We start from the raw sequence: 18,899 nt of genomic DNA, 5'->3' as shown, positions 1-18,899 counted from the left end.
GCCTAGTCCCTGGCCTGCCGGGCGGCCTGTTCATAGATCGGCATCAGAACCTCTCGCGCGGTGGGATCGGCGGCGATGCGCGACCAGGCGGCGCGCATCGCCGCGTGCTGGCGGTCCAGGAACGCCGCGTCCTGCCACAGGCGGCGGACGCGGCGGACCGTTTCGCGCACGGTGCGGCGCGGGGCAAGCGGCACCAGCAGATCGGCGGGCACGATTTCGGATTGCGCGCCGACATCGGTGCCGACGGGGATGCAGCCATGCCGGATCGCCTCATAGCAGACCAGCGCCAGACCTTCGTTGTTCGAGGGCAGCAACAGGATGTCCGAGCGGCCCAGAAGCGCGGGCACATCGGCATTGCCGGGCAGCATCGTCACCCGCTCGCGCAGCCCGAACCGCGCCAGCAGCCGCGCCACGGCGGGCGCGAACGGACCCTCGCCCACGATCGAGGCGGTCAGTTCGACGCCGTTGGCGCGCGCCCACCGATCCAGCGCCCGCAGGGTCAGCGCCAGCACGACGGGGCGTTTCTGGTAATACAGCCTGCCGATGAAGGCGACATGCAGGGTTTTCTGCCCCGGCGTCAGGTTTGGCCGCGGCAGCGCCGCCGGGTCGTCGTGCCGTTCGATCATCCGGCCCAGACGGACATTGTGCAGGATGCCGAACCGGTCGCGGAAATAATCGACCAGACCGGTGCTGATGACGTGGTGGATGTCGATGAAGTTCGACCAGACGCCGGACATGCGCGGATAGCCGCCATCGGCGTATTCGACGATATGGGTGCTGTCGATCACCTGCACCTGCGGCGCGAAGACGCGCAGTTGCGGCAGCGAGTCATACAGGGGCGCGCAGTGGTGGATATGGACGAGGCGGATGTTTTCCTGCGTGACCAGCCGTTCCACGAACCGGGGCCACAATTTCGGCGGCAGATAGCGGTCCAGCCGGATGAATTGCACATCGTCGCCGCCGGGCAGCCGGTGCGCCAGCCGTTGCAGCGACGGCGTCGAGGCGACGACGAAGACGCGCAACCCCGCCTCGACCGCCCAGGCGGCGCAATCGAAGGCCAGATTCTCGGCGCCCCCGACCTCGAGCCAGTGGACGCCGATAAGGATGGCGGGGCGGGGACGGTCGGCCGGCGGCTGCGGCAGGTCCGGCGACAGGATCGCCACGCCCTTGCCGAAGGGCAGCGGCCGGTGGGCGTGCCGGGCGGGTGCCTTGGCCTTGCGCCGCATCTCGAACCGGTAGCGGATGTCTTCGTACAGGATCGGCTGCATCCGGAAGATCGGGGCCAGCGGGCGCACGGGCTGCCACGGCGCTTCGGCGTGGCGGATCTCGCCCTCGGTCGGGGGGCGGGGCACGGACAGGACCACCGTGACCTCGGCGGCGTCGGGACGGGGGCCGGGGCGGCGGACGATGCCCAGGAACCTGCCCGGCACGTGCTGCGGGCCCAGGCTGACCGGGCCTTCGAACACCTCGGGCGCGCCCCAGATCGGATCGTCGCCCTGAAGCAGCACCAGGGTCAGCGCGTGTTGCGGATAAAGCCGGTCATAGATCGCCCGGATCTCGTTCACCTCGCCTTCCAGCCGCTGGGCTGTGGCGGGGACAAGCGGCCTGTCAGAAGCGTGTTGCAGCATGTCCGCGATCATCCTCTGGTTTAGCGACGCAGTTCGCGCGCAAGAAACACATAACGCGGGAAAGCGCAAACCCGTGTGTGGGGGTGCGGCGGCGTGCTGGCGGCTTGACCCTGCGTTCCCGATGACGCTAGACCGGCGCGGTTCCTGTTGGCCCGATGGTGGTGATGAGCGAAGCGAAACAGATTTTCCTGCATATCGGGCACTACAAGACCGGAACCTCGGCCATCCAGGATTTTCTCAGCGGAAATGCCCACCGGCTGCGCGAATACGGGTTCCTGTATCCCGCCTGCGCGCGCCCGCGCAACAACCCGACCAATCACGGCCACCTGTCGCTGAGCCTTGCGCGCGCGCACGGGTTTCGCCCGCCGCCGTGGTATCGCGAGGAAATGTCGGCCGATGCGGCCTTTGCCGATCTGGACGAGACGCTGGCCGGCGCGCCGGAAGACCGCGTCATCCTGTCCAGCGAGGAATTCGTGCAGCTTGCCATGCGCAAGGACCCCGATGCGGCCGTGCAGGATCTGAAACACCGGCTTGCCGCCCATCGCGTGACCGTGGTGTTCTTCATCCGGGAGCCGCTGTCCCTGCTGAAAAGCTGGTTCAACGAGGTGAACAAGGGGCCGGTCCCGACCAAGACCTTTCCGGTGTTCTTCATGAACCTGAACGAGGTTTTCCTGTCGCAGCAGCGTATCTGGGCGGTCTATGCGCGTCATTTCGGGACCGAGAACGTGCGTCTTGTCACCTACAAGAATGTCGGCAGCGCCCATCTGGCCGAGTTTCTGTCGGTCGTCGGCTGCGCCATGCCGCCGCCCGAGCAGGCCGATCTGGTCCAGCAGGCGCAGCCCGAGGAAACGCTGGAGCTGACGCGGCTGTCCAAGGAGCGTCCCGGCACGCTGGACGATCACACGGTGACCGCGATCGGCGATGTCGCGCGATTTCATCGCCGTGCGGCGCGGATCGGCTCGGCCTATGACCAGGTGGCGCAGCATGCGGACGAACCCCGCCCCAGCCAACTGACAGCCGAGGCCGTGATCGACCATTATGCGCGCCTGCTGCGGCCGTTGCAGCAGACCGAGACGCTGAACCAGAAAGAGGCCGAGAATTTGCGCGATCTGGCATTGAAGGCGGAAGACGTGGATATCGGGCTGGCGCGCGCGCTGATGCAGGCGGCGCAGGTGATCCGCCCGGACGGCAAGCTGATCAACCGCAAGGTGGCGGAATATCTGGACAAGCTGTCCTGAGCCGCCGCGCCACCGACGTTCCCCTTTGCCGGCCGTGCCGACCGTCTCAGCCCTTCGGGGCCGCTCCGTCCTTTTCCGGCGCGGGGGGCGTGGGGCCGGTGTCGGGAATCCGGGCGCGTTGGGGGGATGCGGCCTCGGGCAGGACGGGTTCGGGGCGCGGGGGCGGTGCGGGGGCGGCGGCGGCCGGGTATTCGGGCTGCGGGCGGTCCTGCGTCCGGGCCACGCTGGTCTGTTCCTCGTTCACCACGCGGCGAAAGATCAGCAGGTTGTGATAGATCGTCGCGCGTCCGGCGATGCCGCTGCGTTCCTCGGAGGGCAGCACGTCGGCGCGCACATATTCCCAGCCTTCGCCCGCCATCCGGTTCAGTTCGCATGTCAGCGCCAGCGCATAACGCTGCGTCGGCGTCTTGGCGTCCTTGGCCTTTTCGCCGCGCGAGGGGGCGGGAATGGCAGAGTATTCATAACGCATCTTGCTGTCCTGACTGATCCCGGCCCCGACAGATAAAGCAGAAGCCGGGCCATGAAAAGTGCGCGCGGCCGGGATGGTCATGGCGCGGCGCAAGGCTGTGTGCGGGTGGGCGGCGGGGTCACTCCACCGGCGGCAGCGCCGGATCGTCGGGGTGCCGTCGCGGCGGCCAGAACAGGATCGCCAGCCCCAGGGCAAAGCCCGCGACGCCCAGCATCGGACCCCAGTTCAGGGTCAGCCAGCCCAGCACCGGCACGCCCACCGCGACCAGCGCCCAGAAGGCGCGCGGGCGGTGATGGGGGCGAAAGAAGGGCAGCAGGCAGGCCAGAAGAAGCCAGCAGGCCGAGACGGCCAGCGTCAGGATCGGCAGCCCGGTCACGCCGCCTTTCCCTGAAGCCGCGCCGGCAGCGCGTTGGCCCAGGCCGAGATCGTGCCGGCGCCCAGACACACGACCATGTCGCCGGGCCGCGCCTGTTCGCGGACCAGCCGTTCCAGATCGTCCTCGGACAGGATGGCGCGGGCGTGGCGGTGGCCATGCGCGATCAGGCCGGCGACCAGATCGTCGCGGGTCGCGCCGGGAATCGGGTCTTCGCCCGCGGCATAGACATCGGCGATGGCGACCACGTCAGCCTCGTTGAAACAGGTGCAGAAATCCTCGAACAGGGTGGACAGGCGGGAAAAGCGGTGCGGCTGGTGCACGGCGATGACGCGCCCCTCGGTCGCCTGGCGGGCGGCGCGCAGCACGGCGGCAATCTCGACCGGGTGGTGGCCGTAATCGTCGATGATGGTGACCCCGTTCACCTCGCCCACGCGGGTGAAACGGCGCCCGACCCCGCCGAATTTCGCCAGCGCCTCGCGGATCTCGGCCTTCTTCATGCCAAGATGGCGGGCCACGGCGACGGCGGCAAGGCCGTTCGAGACGTTGTGATCGCCGGGCATCGGCAGGGTGCAATCCTCGATCATCTCGACATCGCCGGTCTCGGACGGACCCTCGCCTTGCAGGGCGATGTCGAAATGCGCGATCCCGCCGGCATAGCGCAGGTTCATCGCCCGCACATCGGCCTGGGCGTTGAAGCCGAAGGTGACGACGCGGCGTTCGGTCAGCTTGCCGACCAGCGCCTGCACCTCGGCGTGGTCGGTGCAGCAGACGGCCAGACCGTAGAACGGGATCGAGCTGGCGAAGTTCAGGAAACCCTGCCGCAGCGCATCGAAATCGCCCCAATGTTCCATGTGTTCGGGGTCGATATTGGTGATGATGGCGATGTCGGTCGGCAGGCGGTTGAAGCTGCCGTCGGATTCGTCGGCCTCGACCACCATCCATTCGCCCTCGCCCGCGCGCGCGTTGCTGCCATAGGCGTGGATGACGCCGCCATTGATGACGGTGGGGTCCAGGTTGCCCGCGTCCAGCAGCGTGGCGACCATGGTGGTGGTCGTCGTCTTGCCGTGGGTGCCGGCCACGCAGATATTGGATTTCATCCGCATCAGTTCGGCCAGCATCTCGGCCCGGCGCACCACGGGCAGGCCGCGCCGCCGCGCCTCGGTCAGTTCGGGGTTGTCCTTGCGGATCGCGGTCGAGACGACGATGACGCCCGCCGCGCCGATATTGCCGGGGCGCTGCCCCTCGAACACGGTGGCGCCCAGGCTTTCCAGCCGGTCGGTGATCTTGCTGCGCTTCAGGTCGCTGCCCTGCACCTGATAGCCAAGGGTCAGCAGCACCTCGGCGATGCCGGACATGCCGATGCCGCCGATGCCGATGAAATGGATCGGACCCAGCTCTCCGGGCAGTTTGGTGGCGGCGTTCATGCGGCGATCTCCGTGACAAGGTCGTAAAGGCGGCTTGCCGCGTCGGGGCGGCCCAGTTTCAAGCTGGCGGCGGCCATGGCGGCGGCGCGCGCGGGGTCGGTGAGGATCGCGCCGATGTCGCGCGTCAGTCCGCTGGCGTCAAGTTCCGATTCGGCACGCAGCAGCGCCGCGCCGGCCTCCGCCAGCGCGCGCGCATTGGCGGTCTGGTGATCGCCGGTGGCGGCGGCATAGGGGATCAGGATTGCGGGGCGGCCGATCACGGTGATGTCGGCGATCGAGGAGGCGCCGGCGCGGCTGACGACCAGCTGCGCGCGGGCCAGCCGGTCGGGCACGTCGGCAAAGAAAGGCTGGACATCGGCGGCAACGCCGGCATCGGCATAGGCGGCGGTGACGCGATCCGCATCCTCGGCGCGGGCCTGATGGCTGACGCGCAGCCGGGCGCGGATCTTCTGCGGCAGCGCGGCGATGGCGGCGGGCACCAGATCCGACAGCACCCGCGCCCCCTGCGAGCCGCCGATGACCAGCAGGTGCAGATCGCCCTGCCCCGGCGCGGCATAGGGCGCGCCCGCACGGTCCAGCACGGCGGCGCGGACCGGGTTGCCGGTATGGACGCCGCGCACCCCGTCGGGCAGATCGGCCGGCCATGTGCCGCAGGCCACGCGCCGGACGCGCGGCGCGAAGATGCGGTTCACGCGGCCCATGACGCCGTTCTGTTCGTGGATCATGCAGGGCAGACGCATGGTCCGCGCGGCCGACAGCGCCGGAATGGTGGGATAGCCGCCGAAGCCGATCACGACCGAGGGGCGGTCGCGGCGGAAATCGGCGCGCGCGGCGATGACGCCCGCCGCGATCTTCAGCGGCGCGGTCAGCTTGCCCGCCAGCCCGCCGCGGGCGGTGGTGGCCGATCTGACGACCGCGCGCTGCACCCCCGCCGGGAAGCCGCCGGCATAGCGGGCGCCGCGGTCGTCGGTGGACAGCTTGACCCGCCAGCCCTTCGCCAGCAGCATCTCGGCCAGCGCCTGGGCGGGGAACATGTGTCCGCCGGTGCCGCCCGCCGCGATCAGTGCAAGCCTGTCCGCCATCAGCGCGCCCGCCGCAGGATTTCGGCCATCTCGCCCTGCGGACGCGTGCGCGTCAGCGCCAGCAGCATCCCAAGCGCGATGCCCGAGGCGATCACCGAACTGCCGCCATAGCTGACGAACGGCAGCGTCATGCCCTTGGCCGGCAGAAGCCGCACCGCCACGCCCATGTTGATCAGCGCCTGAACGCCGAAGGCGCAGGCCAGCCCGGTGCCGGCGATGCGGGTGAACGGGTCGCGTTCCTTCAGCAGCCGCAGCAGCGAACGCACGACGATGGTGCAGTAAAGCGCGATGATCGCGAGGACCATGATGGTGCCGTATTCCTCGGCCGCGACGGCGATGATGAAATCGGTATGCGCGTCGGGCAGCGACCATTTCACCGTCCCCTCGCCCACGCCGACGCCGAAGAACCCGCCCTCCTGGATGGCGTTGGTGGCATAGCCGATCTGGGTGCGCGGGTCGATCTCGGGGTTGAGGAAACCGTTGATGCGGCGGGCGAAATGTTCGGAGGCGCCATAGGCAAAGACGCCGCCCGCCACGGCGATGCAGGCCACGCCCATCAGCAGGATCAGCGGCGCGCCGGCCACGAAATACATCACCAGCCAGGAAAACAGCACAAGCGACGCCTGACCGAAATCGGGCTGAAAGGCCAGAAGCAGGACGATCACGACCGCCGCCAGAAACGAATACAGCCGGCCCGGCGGGCCGCCGACCTCCTGGCTGGCGGCCATGAACCAGGCGCACAGCGCCACGAAACCGGGCTTGAGAAATTCGGAGGGCTGGATCGAGACGAAGCCCAGGCTGAGCCAGCGCGTCGCGCCCTTGCCGAAATCGGTGCCGACGAACGGCAGCGCCAGGATCAGCAGGAACGCGCCCAGAAAACCCAGCACGCCCAGCCGGCGGATCTGGCGCGGCGACAGCATCGACATCACCAGCATGACGCAGATCGCGACGCCGCCGAAAAACGCCTGACGCTGGACATAGTAAAAGCGCGGCAGGTTGTTCTTTTCGGCCAGCGGAACCGAGGCGGCCAGCCCCAGCAACAGGCCGATGGCGAACAGCCCCAGCACGCAGGCCAAGGACCATTTGTCCAGCGTGCGCCACCAGCGTGGAAGAATCGGGTCGCCCGCCCTTGCGGGCGCGGCGCCAAAGACCATCTCGGTCATGGGAATACCGCCGTCACTGCCTCTGCCTTGTCCGGTTGATCCGGATCTGCGGGCAAGGATAACGCAATTTCCACCCGCGTGTCACGGCCCGATTCTGCCCTGGCCTGCAAAACCTTCGCGCACCCGTATCGCGCCGGACAGCGCGGCCGGTCAGCCCAGCAGGGCCAGCGCCGGGAACGTCTCGAGCAGCCAATAGGCGAAGGACGAGAATGCGCCCGTCAGCAGCATCACCCCGACGACGACCAGCAGCGCGCCCATCGCCCGCTCGATCGTCTTCAGATAGGGCTTGATGCGGTTCATCAGGCCGATGGCGCGGCGGATGAACAGCGCGGCCAGCAGGAACGGGATGCCCAGGCCAAGCGCATAGACCGCCAGCAGCGCCGTGCCGCGCGACAATTCGCCGCCCGTGGCCGCCAGCGACAGGATCATGCCAAGCTGCGGGCCGATGCAGGGCGTCCAGCCAAAGGCGAAGGCCAGCCCCAGCACATAGGCGCCCAACGCGCCGCCGCCCTGCTGGCCGGCGTCGATCCGCGCCTCCTGATCCAGGATCGGGATGCGAAAGACATGCAGGAAATGCAGGCCCATGACGATCACGGTCACGCCGGCGATGCGGGCCAGCACCTCTTGATATTGCAGGAAGGCGCGGCCGAAGGCCGAGGCGGCGAAGCCCATGACCAGAAACACCGTGGACAGGCCCATGACGAAGAACAGCGCCGGCAGGACGGCGCTGCGTTCGCCGGTCTTCAGCCCGTTCAGCCCGACCCCGGTCATATAGGCCAGATAGGGCGGCACGATGGGCAGAACGCAGGGCGACAGGAACGACAGCAGCCCCGCCAGCATGGCCACGAAGGCGGCGGGCAGAAAGGCGGCACTGGCAAGTTCGATTCCAAGCATGGCGGGACCTTAGCGCCGGAACGCGGCGGGCACAGCCGCCCGGTTCTCACGGTTGCGTGGGGTCGCGCGTGGCGGGGGCCGTTGGGCCGCCCGCCACGCGGGGAACGGGTTAGCGGCCCAGCAACCACCAGCCGCGACGCTTGGGCCGGTCGGCCTCGTCCGGGTCGTCCGCCGCATTGTCGGCTTCGGCCATCTCGGGCTTGCGCGGTTCGGCTGCCGGTTCGGCCGCGGGTTCAGCCTCGGCCCTGGTCGGCGCGGTGTCTGCCGCTGCCGGAGCGGGCTCCGGTTGCGCATCGGCGGTGTCCAGCGCGGCGGCATCCTCGGATGAGGGGCCGGGGGCCGCATCTTCCGAGGCGATCACCGGGGCTTGCGTGTGGCCCGGTTCCGGCTGGTGCTGCGCGTGGTCCGCGTGGTCGTCACCGGAGGCGGTGTCGGCCCGCGCGTCGGATTGCGGCGCAGGTTCGGCGGCGGGGGTTTCCGCGGCGCGCGGTTCGCGGTGGTCGCGATCCGCCTGCCTGTCGGGGGCGGCGTTCACCCCCGGCAGGGATTCGGCGCGGTCGTCGTCGGACCGGTCGTCCAGATCGACCACCTCGGGCAGCGCGCCGGCATCGGCATCCCGATCGCCCGACGATTTCGCGCCACGCCGCCCCCCGCGAGAGCGGGAACGCGATCTGCGCCCGCCATTGCCCGAGGCTGCGGCCAGTTCTGCGGCGTCGTCGTCGTCAGGCTGGGCATCGTCCGTCTGCGCGTCGTCCGTCTGCGCGTCGTCCGTCTGCGCGTCATCCGCCGAGGCGGCCGCCTCGTTGTCGCCGGATTGTCCGTTGTCGCCGCCGTCCTGATCCTCGCCCCGGTCGCCGGATTTCCGGCGGCGGCGGCGGCGCCTGCGGCGGCCGCGTCCGCCTTCGTCGTCCGACGACGCGGTGTCGCCCGCATCGTCGCCATTCCCGCCCCGGTCCTGCGAGTCATCGTCGTCGCTGTCGTCCGAGGTGTCGTCTGCAGCGTCGTGGGCCGCGTCGTGTTGGGTCGTGCCCTCGTCGCCCTCATCGGTCGCGTCGTCGTCGGTGACGTCGTCGTCATCGTCGTCCTCGTCGTCGATCTGGGCCATCAGCCTGGCATCGACCGACAGGACCGACGGCGCGGCGTCGGGAACCGCACGGGTCGCGGTCTTGAACTTCTCGACCGTGAAATCGGGCGAGATCAGGGACGGGTCGCCCTCGATCCGCACCGACATGCCATAGCGCGCCTCGATGCGGGCGACATGTTCGCGCTTGGCGTTGATGAGGAAATTCGCCACCGCGACCGGCGCCCGCACCAGCACCTCGCGCGAGCGTTTGCGCGTCCCCTCTTCCTCGATCGCGCGCAGGATGGTCAGCGCAAGGCTGTCGTCGCTGCGGATCAGGCCGGTGCCGTGGCAATGCGGACAGGGCTGGGTGGTGGATTCCAGCATGCCGGGGCGCAGGCGCTGGCGCGACATCTCCATCAGGCCAAAGCCCGAGATGCGGCCGACCTGGATCCGCGCGCGGTCCGATTTCAGCCGGTCCTTCATGCGCTTTTCGACGGCGGCGTTGTTCTTGCGCTCGTCCATGTCGATGAAGTCGATGACGATCAGACCGGCCAGGTCGCGCAGGCGCAGCTGGCGGGCCACCTCGTCGGCGGCTTCCAGGTTGGTCTTCAGCGCGGTCTCCTCGATGCTGCCTTCCTTGGTGGCACGACCCGAGTTCACGTCGATGGCGACCAGCGCCTCGGTCACGCCGATGACGATATAGCCGCCCGATTTCAGCTGCACCGTGGGATTGAACATGCCGGCAAGATAGCTTTCGACCTGATAGCGCGCGAACAGCGGCATCTGGTCGGTATAGTGCTTCACGTTCTTGGCGTGGGACGGCATGATCATCTTCATGAAGTCCTTGGCGGTGCGATAGCCGCGTTCGCCCTCGACCAGCACCTCGTCGATCTCCTTGGAATAAAGATCGCGGATCGACCGCTTCATCAGGTCGCCTTCTTCATAGATCGGGGCGGGCGCCACCGACTTGAAGGTCAGTTCGCGGATCTGTTCCCACAGCCGCAGCAGGTATTCGTAATCGCGCTTGATCTCGGTCCGGGTGCGCTGGCTGCCGGCGGTGCGGATGATCAGGCCGGCGCCCTTGGGCACGTCCAGCTCGCCCGCGATGTCCTTCAGCTTCTTGCGGTCGGCGGCGTTGGTGATCTTGCGGCTGATGCCGCCGCCGCGCGCGGTGTTGGGCATCAGCACGCAATAGCGGCCCGCCAGCGACAGATAGGTGGTCAGCGCCGCGCCCTTGTTGCCGCGTTCTTCCTTGACGACCTGGACCAGCATGATCTGGCGGACCTTGACCACCTCCTGGATCTTGTAGCGGCGCGAGCGGGGCTTGCGCGGCGGCGAGATTTCTTCGGTCACGCATTCATCGGCGACCGACTCGATGCTGTCGTCATTGCTGCCGGACTCGTCACTGCCATTGGCATCGCCGTTCCGGCCGTTGCCGTTGTCGCCGCCATTCTCGCCGTTGCCGTCGTCCGAGCTGCGCTCGCCGTTGCCGGATGAGGCCGCGCGCGAGGATTTGCGGCGGCGGCCGCTCTCTTCCTCGGCCTCCTGCGCCTCGGCGTGGGCGCGTTCCTCGGCCATCAGCGCCGCGCGATCGGCGGCCGGGATCTGGTAATAATCGGGGTGGATTTCAGCAAACGCCAGAAAGCCGTGGCGATTGCCGCCGTAATCCACGAACGCCGCCTGCAGCGAGGGTTCGACCCGCGTCACCTTGGCGAGATAGATGTTCCCCGAGATCTGGCGCTTGTTTGCGGTCTCGAAATCAAATTCTTCGACCTTGGTTCCATCGACCACGACCACCCGAGTCTCTTCGGGATGGGTGGCGTCGATCAGCATTTTCTTTGCCATTTTTATATCTTTCGCGCAGGCGGAATCCGGGCGGCGCCGATGGCCTGACCCGAACGCGACTGCTGGATGATGGGGACGCGGATGCGGCGATGGCAGCGGTGGCCGGCCCGGCGCGGCCTGTGGCCTGCCCTCCGTGAACCTGTCCGTCCGTCGCGCGCGTCATCGCGTCTGTTCCTTGTAAAGACCCGTCGGCCGAAATGACCGGCCGGGCCGCTGTCTGACATTGCCCCGGTCGCGACGGATCGCGGACCCCGGGCGGTTTTTCCGCGTGGCACATGCCGCCTGCCCGTCGGGCCGGGACCAGAGGTGCCGCGCTGCGAAACTGTGGGCGTCGCAACCCCAAGTTGAGGCCGCGCGACGCATAGGCGCAACATAGAGGCTGAAGCGGGGAAAATTCAATGCCAAAACGTGTGCCGTCCGAATCGAGGCGGCGGCAGGCGGCGGTCCGCCCGTGGCGCGGGCGATGCGGGGGATGGCTGTGTCGGGCGGGTGTGGGCGCGTAACGGGACTGGCGCGGAAGCTGCGGCGGCGTTGAGGAAATCGTCACACGCATATGATTTGAAAACAGTTTTTATTTTTAAGCGCCGCGCGGCGCGCCTGCTTCACGCCGGCTTAACGCTTCTTTCACGCCCCTGTTGCAACATCGGGGCACTGTTCCATCCGAACGGGAACGCGAAGGAGAATCGGAATGCCCGTCGTCAAGGTCAATGCGCATCAGGCCCCGCCGCAGCGGCTGTGGCAGATAGCGGCCAGCCTTCCCGCCGGCGCACCCATCGTTGCGATGGTCCACGGATACCGCTATTCGCCGCGCGATCCCCGCCATGACCCGCATCGCCATATCCTGTCGCTGGACCCCGATCGCAGCCGCCGGGCCCGGTCGTGGCCGCGCGGGCTTGGCTTTGGCACCGGCCAGCCGGGTGAGGGGCTGGCCCTGGCCTTCGGCTGGGAGGCGCGGGGCGGTCTGCGCCGCGCCTATGGCCGCGCAAGCGAGGCCGGCGGATCGCTGGCCGCGATCCTGTCGGAACTGGCGGACCGGGCCGGGCGGCCGGTGTCGGTGATCGGTCATTCGCTGGGCGCGCGGGTCGCCCTGCAGGCGCTGCACCGGGCGCAGCCGGGCAGTATCGGGCGCGTCATCCTGCTGACGGGGGCCGAGTTCCGCGATGCGGCCGCCGCCGCGCTGGCCGCGCCCGCCGGGCGGCGTGCGGAGATCATCAATGTCATGTCGCGCGAAAACGATCTGTTCGATTTCGCGATGGAACAATGGCTGGCGCTGGGCCGGCGGCAGACGCTGGGTTTCGGGCTGGATACGCCTGCCCGCAACTGGGTCGATGTGCAGATCGATCACGTCGAAACGCTGGCCGCGCTGGAGATGCTGGGTTTTCCCACCGAACGCTGTCCGCTGCGGCTGTCGCACTGGACGCCCTATCTGCGGCAGGGTCTGTTCGATTTCTATCGCACCGCGCTGTGCCAGCCCTGGGCGCTGCCCATCGGGATGCTGCATGCCCGCCTGCCCGGACGGATCGAGCCGCGCTGGTCGCGGCTGCTGGCGGGGCCCGCGCCATTCGGCCTGGCGCGCGGCTGAGGCGACGCGTCCGAAGCCGCGCGATCCTGCGACCGGCTATTCCCCCTTGTCATCGGCGGAAGGTTCGGTCGCGTGGGCGCGATACAGCCCGGCATTGGCCATCAGGAAGACGAACAGGATCACCGGCAGGCCGAAGGTCTTGAAATAGACCCATGAGGTTTCGGACATCGTCCGCCAGACGATCTCGTTCGCGGCGGCCAGCGCCAGAAACAGCATCACCATCCGGAAGGTCAGCTTGCGCCAGCCCTGCGCGTCCATCGGCAACGCCTCGGACAGCACCGCCTGAAGCCAGTTGCGCCGCGCGATCAGGCTGTAGCCAAGGATTGCCGCGAACAGCAGATAGATCATCGTCGGCTTGATCTTGAAGAAGCGCGGATCGTTCAGCCAGACCGACAGCCCGCCGAACACGATCACCAGCACCAGCGTGGCGACCTGCATCGGCGCCAGCCGGCCGGTCAGCCGCCACTGGATCGCCGTCGTCAGCGCCAGCGCCGGAATGAAGACCAGCGTGGCCAGGATGAAGGCGCTGTATTCCTGGCCCGCGATCACGGTGGTTTCGCCGCGCCTGAGGATGAAGACGAGAAAGAACACCAGCACGGGGCCAAGCTCCAGCGCCGGTTTCAGCCAGGGTTTCGTGTCTTTCATCGCGTCTCTCCTGCCGTGTCAGGCGGCGAATTCCACCACCACCGCGCCCGCCGCGATCAGAGCCATCAGCGCCGCGCGCGCCGGCCCCACCTTTTCGCCCAGGATCAGCCAGCCCACAAGGGCCGCGAACACGGTCGAGGTTTCCCGCAGCACCGCCGCGCGCCCGACATCGTCGATCCGCGTGGCCAGCATGATCGCGCCGAAACTGGCGAAGGCCACCAGCGCGCCAAGAACGCCGCGCGCGGCCAGCGGCGCGATCTGCGGCGGTCGCAGGCGGATCAGGCGGGGCAGGTTCCAGATCGGCATGAAGATCGAATCCAGCACGAAAAACCACGCCAGAAAGGTGAACGGGTCCGCGGCCAGCCTGATGCCCCACGCGTCATAGGTGGTATACAGCGCCACGAACGCGCCCGTCACCAGCGCCCATGCCAGCGCCGGGCCCAGCGTCTCGCGCCCCACGATCAGGCGCGACCGGTTATAGGCCGCCAGCCCGAAGATCCCGCCCGTCAGCAGCAGCACTCCGCCCCACTGCACCGCGTTGAAATGTTCGTGAAACACCACGCCGGCGGCGATCACCGCGAACAGGGGCGCGCTGCCGCGCACGACCGGATAGACGACGGTATAGGCGCCGCGCGAATAGGTCAGCGCCTGCGCCACCTTGTAGGCGATGTGGATGGCCATTGCGCCCAGCAGCACCGGCCACAGCTGCGCCGAGGGCGGCGGCACCACGAACAGCGCGACGGGCAGCGCCATCAGCCCATAGCTGAGGTCGATCGCCGCGCGGCTGAGCCACGGATCGTGCCGCCCCTTCTGCAACGCGCCGAAGATCGCGTGCAGAAACGCCGCCGACAGCGCCAGAATCGAGGCGATGCGCGCGCCCTCGGGCGTGCCGGCGATCGAGATGATCCAGTCGCTCATCCCGGCGTGATGGCGCAGCATTGCAGAATCTGCAAGTGCAGCCGGGGCGGAGGTGCGGGATCAGGCGCGGGGCATGATTCGGGGTGCGCGGCTGCGCGCGTGGCCCCGGTGGATCGCGGCGGTCAGTCCAGCCGGATCGCGGCCAGGATGCGGCCCGGCAGATCGCTGCCCGCCCGTTCGGCCTGCACCAGCAGGACATGACGCGCATCGGCGGGAAAGCTGTCATCGGCCTCGCCATCGGGCCGGATCGTCAGGCGCAGCGGCTTTGCGCCGTCCCAGTCGGCCACCGGGTCCACGGCCAGCACCACGTTCACATAGGTCACGGTGCGGCCCCGGTTCTCGCCCGCCGTGACCTTGACCTTGCGTTCGGGCGCATAGCGGACCAGCACGATCCCGACCTCGGCCTCCATGTCGGACAGGGGGGTCAGCTCGATCTCTTCGCCCTTGTCGGTCGTTTCGCGCTGGACGCCCAGCATGGCGGGGGACAGGCGGTTGGCGTCGATCAGCGCCATCAGCTGCGCCGGTCCGGGTGCCACGGCGGTGTCCTGCCCGTCCACGATCAGCTGCGGCGTATACAGCGCGCGTTCGCCGGCGGCGCGGGCATAATCCTCTTGCCGGCGGGTGAATTCGGGTTTGGCGAAACTGTCGGCCCAGCCCAGGTAATCCCAGTAATCGACGTGATAGGACAAGGGCAGCACGCCCGGCGCCCCGGCCAGCCCGGCCAGCATCGCATCGGCGGGCGGGCAGGACGAACACCCCTGCGAGGTGAACAGCTCGACCACGACCGGCAGTTGCGATGGCGAAAAGCTGTCCGGCGGCAGCGGCGCATCGGCGGGCGCAAAGCTGTTGAACCCGGCGCTTTCGGACCGCACGATGTCGGCCAGGCCCGGCGGCGCCCGCCCCGGATCGTCAGGCGCGGCGATCACCGGCGCGCCGGTTCCGGCCGCAGCCGCCTCCGATCCGCTGGCCGCATCGTCGGCAGCCGCCAGACCCGGCGCGATCAGCAGGCCGACAAGCGCAGCCGCCGCCGCCCCCGCAATCGCGCGGCACCAGTGTCCGCCCTGCCGATGTTCTGCCAAGCCAAGCATGTATTCGTCCAGCTTTTGTCCGTGACGTCCCTCTGCATAGCGGCTGCGGGACGGCGGGAACAAATCAAGGCTTTGTTAGCCGCCGCGTGATTTCGCGCCAGTGCCCCTTGAGCAACAGCGCCGGAAATGGTATGCATTTGCATACAATCATGCGCCGACGCCCCTGCCCAACGCACTTGCACAGTGCAGCGGCTTGGGGCAAAGCAGGAGAGACGCATGCCCGACCCATCCATCTTGCAGACAGGGAGGCCCTGATGCCGATTCAGACCGGAACAGATACCGCCAAGACGCGCCGCACGCTGAGCGTGGGCGACCAGAAGGTCGATTATTACTCGATCGCCGCCGCCACCGATGCGGGTCTGGGCGATTTCTCGAAGCTGCCCGCCTCGCTGAAGGTCGTGCTGGAGAACATGCTGCGCTTCGAGGATGGCGGCAAGACCGTCAGCACCGACGACATCAAGGCCTTTGCCGAATGGGCCGACAAGGGCGGCCAGAACCCGCGCGAGATCGCCTATCGTCCCGCCCGCGTGCTGATGCAGGACTTCACCGGCGTCCCCGCGGTGGTCGATCTGGCCGCGATGCGCGACGGGATCGTGGCGCTTGGCGGCGATGCGCAGAAGATCAACCCGCTGAACCCGGTCGATCTGATCATCGACCATTCGGTGATGATCGACGAATTCGGCACGCCGCGCGCGTTCCAGTTCAACGTGGATCGCGAATACGAACGCAATATCGAGCGTTACCAGTTCCTGAAATGGGGCCAGAAGGCGTTCCGCAACTTTCGCGTCGTCCCGCCCGGAACCGGCATCTGCCATCAGGTGAACCTGGAATATCTGGCGCAGACCGTCTGGACCGACGAGGATCAGGACGGCAAGCAGGTCGCCTATCCCGACACGCTGGTCGGCACCGACAGCCACACCACCATGGTCAACGGCCTTGCCGTGCTGGGCTGGGGCGTCGGCGGGATCGAGGCCGAGGCGGCGATGCTGGGACAGCCGATCTCGATGCTGATCCCCGAGGTCGTGGGCTTCAAGATCACCGGCGCGATGAAGGAAGGCGTCACCGCCACCGATCTGGTGCTGAAGGTCGTGGCGATGCTGCGCAAGCACGGCGTCGTGGGCAAGTTCGTGGAATTCTATGGCGAGGGGCTGGACAACATGCCCTTGGCCGACCGTGCCACCATTGCCAACATGGCGCCCGAATACGGCGCCACCTGCGGCTTTTTCCCCATCGACCAGGAAACGCTGCGCTATCTGGAACAGACCGGCCGCGACAAGGACCGGATCGCGCTGGTCGAAGCGTATGCGCGCGAGAACGGAATGTGGCGCGGCAAGGATTACGAGCCGGTCTATTCCTCGACCCTGCATCTGGATCTGGCGGACGTGGTGCCGGCGATTTCCGGCCCCAAGCGTCCGCAGGATCACACCCCGCTGGACCAGTCGGCCGATGCCTTCCTGAAGATGGTGCGCGGCGTGCGGTTCCCCGATGCCGATGACGAGGACGAGGCCGGATGGCGGGCCGAGGGCGGCGCACGCGAACCGGGCTATGTGCCGGGCGGACGCCATCAGGGCTTTGCCGAGGGCGAGGTCGAAGGCCAGGACTACAAGCTTCATGACGGCAGCATCGTGATCGCGTCGATCACGTCCTGCACCAACACCTCGAACCCGTCGGTGATGATGGCCGCCGGGCTGGTCGCCCGCAAGGCGCGCGAACGCGGCCTGACGCGCAAGCCGTGGGTCAAGACCTCGCTGGCGCCGGGATCGCAGGTCGTGTCCGAGTATCTGGAAGCCGCCGGGCTTCAGGACGATCTGGACGCGATCGGGTTCGATCTGGTGGGCTATGGCTGCACCACCTGTATCGGCAATTCGGGCCCGCTGGAGCCTGAAATCTCGAAATGCATCGCCGATAACGACCTGATCGCGGTGTCGGTCCTGTCGGGCAACCGCAACTTCGAGGGCCGGATCAGCCCGGACGTGCGCGCCAACTATCTGGCCAGCCCGCCGCTGGTGGTGGCCTATGCGCTGGCCGGGGACATGAATATCGACCTGACCCGCGATCCTCTGGGTCAGGACAAGGACGGCAACGATGTCTATCTGAAGGATCTGTGGCCGACGACCCAGGAGGTGGCCGATCTGGTCGGCAGCGTCGTCACGCGCGAGATGTTCATCGACAAATATGGCGATGTCTTCAAGGGCGACGAACGCTGGCGTTCGGTCGAGGTGACGGACAGCGAAACCTATGACTGGCCGGAAAGCTCGACCTATATCCAGAACCCGCCCTATTTCCAGGGCATGTCGAAGAAGCCGGGCAAGATCGAGAATATCGAGGGGGCGCGAATCCTGGCCTTGCTGGGCGACATGATCACCACCGACCACATCTCGCCCGCCGGGTCGTTCAGGGACACCACCCCGGCCGGGACCTACCTGACCGAGCGTGGCGTGACCCCGCGCGAGTTCAACAGCTATGGCTCGCGGCGCGGCAACCACGAGGTGATGATGCGCGGCACCTTCGCCAATATCCGCATCCGCAACGAGATGCTGGACGATGTCGAGGGCGGCTATACCAAGGGGCCGGACGGGCAGCAGAAATCCATCTATGACGCGGCGATGGAATATGCGGAACAGGGCACGCCGCTGGTCGTCATCGGCGGGGTGGAATACGGCGCCGGATCGTCGCGCGACTGGGCGGCCAAGGGGACCAACCTGCTGGGCGTCAAGGCGGTGATCGCGGAATCGTTCGAACGCATCCACCGGTCGAACCTGGTCGGCATGGGGGTGATCCCGTTCGAGTTCACCGACGGCGACACCCGCAACACGCTGAACCTGACCGGCGACGAGACGATCTCGATCGAGGGGCTGGCGGGCGACTTCAAGGCGCAGGCGGTGGTGCCCTGCAAGATCACCTATGCCGACGGCACCGAGAAAGAGATCAAGCTGCGCGCCCGCGTCGATACCGAGGTGGAAATCGACTATCTCAAGAATGGCGGCGTGCTGCATTACGTGCTGCGCGACCTGGCCGCGGCGTAATCCGCGCCGGTCGCTGCCACGGAAAAGACCCCCGGACGTGCGCCGGGGGTCTTTTTTTGTCCTGATCCGGCCCCGCGGCGAAAATTCGCAGTATTCATCGGAATCATCTTGGCACCACGGGCCAAGGCGGATCATGCTGGCGGGACGAGAGGCAGGGAAAGAGGGAATCCGATGACATCACGACTGACAGGATTTGCGATCATGGCTGCGTTGCCGGCGATGCTGGCCGCCTGCGCGACGACGACATCGGTGCCGGTTGCGCGCTGCGATCAGGTCGCCCATCAGGCGCTGGTCGGTCAGAATATCGGGGCGGTCACCCTGCCCGCCGATCTGCGTCAGCGCATCATCAGCCCCGGCGACACGCTGACGCAGGATCACGATCCCGACCGGCTGAATGTCTTTGTCGATCCCAAGGGCTGGATCGCGCGCGTCACCTGCGGCTGATGGAGGGCCGCAGC

Annotated in this window: 15 protein-coding genes; 4 read left to right on the top strand and 11 right to left on the bottom strand. The window is 67.8% G+C overall.

Features of this window, described 5'->3' with window-relative positions:
- Window positions 1-2 precede the first annotated feature (2 nt).
- Window positions 3-1,628, bottom strand: a complete 1,626-nt coding sequence (locus JHW45_RS05235) for a glycosyltransferase (RefSeq protein WP_272859884.1) — start codon at window positions 1,626-1,628, stop codon at window positions 3-5.
- A 164-nt stretch (window positions 1,629-1,792) separates the two neighbouring features.
- On the opposite strand from JHW45_RS05235, the gene JHW45_RS05230 reads away from it, so the two are divergent.
- Window positions 1,793-2,866 carry a hypothetical protein gene (locus tag JHW45_RS05230; RefSeq protein WP_272859883.1) on the top strand — a complete coding sequence of 358 codons (1,074 nt, stop codon included), beginning with the start codon at window positions 1,793-1,795 and terminating at the stop codon, window positions 2,864-2,866.
- Window positions 2,867-2,912: 46 nt separating this feature from the next.
- Here JHW45_RS05230 and JHW45_RS05225 read toward each other — a convergent pair whose 3' ends face one another.
- The 7 genes from JHW45_RS05225 to JHW45_RS05195 all read right to left on the bottom strand — a co-directional run bounded on the left by JHW45_RS05225 (window position 2,913) and on the right by JHW45_RS05195 (window position 11,182).
- Window positions 2,913-3,335: a DUF4177 domain-containing protein gene (locus JHW45_RS05225; protein WP_272859882.1), complete on the bottom strand. Its 423-nt coding sequence runs from the start codon at window positions 3,333-3,335 to the stop codon at window positions 2,913-2,915.
- 118 nt (window positions 3,336-3,453) lie between these two features.
- Window positions 3,454-3,711, bottom strand: coding sequence for a DUF2484 family protein (locus JHW45_RS05220; protein WP_272859881.1), 258 nt, complete (start codon window positions 3,709-3,711; stop codon window positions 3,454-3,456).
- Window positions 3,708-5,135 carry a UDP-N-acetylmuramate--L-alanine ligase gene (gene murC / locus JHW45_RS05215; RefSeq protein WP_272859880.1) on the bottom strand — a complete coding sequence of 476 codons (1,428 nt, stop codon included), beginning with the start codon at window positions 5,133-5,135 and terminating at the stop codon, window positions 3,708-3,710. Before murC ends, JHW45_RS05220 begins: the two co-directional genes overlap by 4 nt.
- A complete protein-coding gene (locus JHW45_RS05210; RefSeq protein WP_272859879.1) occupies window positions 5,132-6,217 on the bottom strand; it encodes a UDP-N-acetylglucosamine--N-acetylmuramyl-(pentapeptide) pyrophosphoryl-undecaprenol N-acetylglucosamine transferase in 1,086 nt (361 codons plus the stop codon). The genes murC and JHW45_RS05210 overlap by 4 nt, the downstream gene beginning before the upstream one ends.
- A complete protein-coding gene (gene ftsW, locus JHW45_RS05205) occupies window positions 6,217-7,380 on the bottom strand; it encodes a putative lipid II flippase FtsW (protein ID WP_272859878.1) in 1,164 nt (387 codons plus the stop codon). The genes JHW45_RS05210 and ftsW overlap by 1 nt, the downstream gene beginning before the upstream one ends.
- Window positions 7,381-7,530: 150 nt before the next feature.
- Window positions 7,531-8,274 (bottom strand): cytochrome c biogenesis CcdA family protein, encoded by a 744-nt coding sequence (locus tag JHW45_RS05200; RefSeq protein ID WP_272859877.1) that lies wholly within the window; start codon window positions 8,272-8,274, stop codon window positions 7,531-7,533.
- A gap of 109 nt (window positions 8,275-8,383) precedes the next feature.
- Window positions 8,384-11,182: an Rne/Rng family ribonuclease gene (locus tag JHW45_RS05195; protein ID WP_272859876.1), complete on the bottom strand. Its 2,799-nt coding sequence runs from the start codon at window positions 11,180-11,182 to the stop codon at window positions 8,384-8,386.
- Between the two features lie 688 nt (window positions 11,183-11,870).
- Here JHW45_RS05195 and JHW45_RS05190 point away from each other — a divergent pair.
- A complete protein-coding gene (locus tag JHW45_RS05190) occupies window positions 11,871-12,764 on the top strand; it encodes a DUF726 domain-containing protein (RefSeq protein WP_272859875.1) in 894 nt (297 codons plus the stop codon).
- A gap of 36 nt (window positions 12,765-12,800) precedes the next feature.
- Here JHW45_RS05190 and JHW45_RS05185 read toward each other — a convergent pair whose 3' ends face one another.
- The 3 genes from JHW45_RS05185 to JHW45_RS05175 form a co-directional block, all read right to left on the bottom strand.
- The gene (locus JHW45_RS05185; RefSeq protein ID WP_272859874.1) at window positions 12,801-13,409 is read right to left on the bottom strand and encodes an inner membrane-spanning protein YciB; all 609 of its coding nucleotides are present in this window, start codon (window positions 13,407-13,409) and stop codon (window positions 12,801-12,803) included.
- A gap of 18 nt (window positions 13,410-13,427) precedes the next feature.
- Window positions 13,428-14,327, bottom strand: coding sequence for a DMT family transporter (locus JHW45_RS05180; RefSeq protein ID WP_272860548.1), 900 nt, complete (start codon window positions 14,325-14,327; stop codon window positions 13,428-13,430).
- Between the two features lie 122 nt (window positions 14,328-14,449).
- Window positions 14,450-15,415 carry a DUF1223 domain-containing protein gene (locus JHW45_RS05175; RefSeq protein ID WP_272859873.1) on the bottom strand — a complete coding sequence of 322 codons (966 nt, stop codon included), beginning with the start codon at window positions 15,413-15,415 and terminating at the stop codon, window positions 14,450-14,452.
- A 254-nt stretch (window positions 15,416-15,669) separates the two neighbouring features.
- Between JHW45_RS05175 and acnA the strand changes: the two genes are divergently transcribed.
- On the top strand, window positions 15,670-18,441 hold the full coding sequence (acnA, locus tag JHW45_RS05170) for an aconitate hydratase AcnA (RefSeq protein WP_272859872.1): 2,772 nt from the start codon (window positions 15,670-15,672) through the stop codon (window positions 18,439-18,441).
- 201 nt (window positions 18,442-18,642) lie between these two features.
- Complete coding sequence (locus tag JHW45_RS05165) at window positions 18,643-18,885, top strand: I78 family peptidase inhibitor (protein ID WP_272859871.1); 243 nt, start codon at window positions 18,643-18,645, stop codon at window positions 18,883-18,885.
- The last annotated feature ends 14 nt before the right edge of the window (window positions 18,886-18,899 follow it).

It is taken from the genome of Paracoccus stylophorae, assembly GCF_028553765.1.
Classification (GTDB): Bacteria; Pseudomonadota; Alphaproteobacteria; order Rhodobacterales; family Rhodobacteraceae; genus Paracoccus; species Paracoccus stylophorae.
Note: the sequence above shows the minus strand (reverse complement) of the source record. Positions and strands in the feature narration are given on the sequence as shown.

Bases quoted from the DNA above. Each gene is read 5' to 3' on its own strand.
- JHW45_RS05225 (WP_272859882.1), bottom strand. From the start codon at position 3,335: ATGCGTTATGAATACTCTGCCATTCCCGCCCCCTCGCGCGGCGAAAAG.
- JHW45_RS05180 (WP_272860548.1), bottom strand. From the start codon at position 14,327: ATGAGCGACTGGATCATCTCGATCGCCGGCACGCCCGAGGGCGCGCGC.
- JHW45_RS05230 (WP_272859883.1), top strand. From the start codon at position 1,793: ATGAGCGAAGCGAAACAGATTTTCCTGCATATCGGGCACTACAAGACC.
- JHW45_RS05190 (WP_272859875.1), top strand. From the start codon at position 11,871: ATGCCCGTCGTCAAGGTCAATGCGCATCAGGCCCCGCCGCAGCGGCTG.
- acnA (WP_272859872.1), top strand. From the start codon at position 15,670: ATGCCGATTCAGACCGGAACAGATACCGCCAAGACGCGCCGCACGCTG.
- JHW45_RS05195 (WP_272859876.1), bottom strand. From the start codon at position 11,182: ATGGCAAAGAAAATGCTGATCGACGCCACCCATCCCGAAGAGACTCGG.
- JHW45_RS05165 (WP_272859871.1), top strand. From the start codon at position 18,643: ATGGCTGCGTTGCCGGCGATGCTGGCCGCCTGCGCGACGACGACATCG.
- murC (WP_272859880.1), bottom strand. From the start codon at position 5,135: ATGAACGCCGCCACCAAACTGCCCGGAGAGCTGGGTCCGATCCATTTC.
- JHW45_RS05235 (WP_272859884.1), bottom strand. From the start codon at position 1,628: ATGCTGCAACACGCTTCTGACAGGCCGCTTGTCCCCGCCACAGCCCAG.
- JHW45_RS05200 (WP_272859877.1), bottom strand. From the start codon at position 8,274: ATGCTTGGAATCGAACTTGCCAGTGCCGCCTTTCTGCCCGCCGCCTTC.
- JHW45_RS05210 (WP_272859879.1), bottom strand. From the start codon at position 6,217: ATGGCGGACAGGCTTGCACTGATCGCGGCGGGCGGCACCGGCGGACAC.
- ftsW (WP_272859878.1), bottom strand. From the start codon at position 7,380: ATGACCGAGATGGTCTTTGGCGCCGCGCCCGCAAGGGCGGGCGACCCG.
- JHW45_RS05185 (WP_272859874.1), bottom strand. From the start codon at position 13,409: ATGAAAGACACGAAACCCTGGCTGAAACCGGCGCTGGAGCTTGGCCCC.
- JHW45_RS05175 (WP_272859873.1), bottom strand. From the start codon at position 15,415: ATGCTTGGCTTGGCAGAACATCGGCAGGGCGGACACTGGTGCCGCGCG.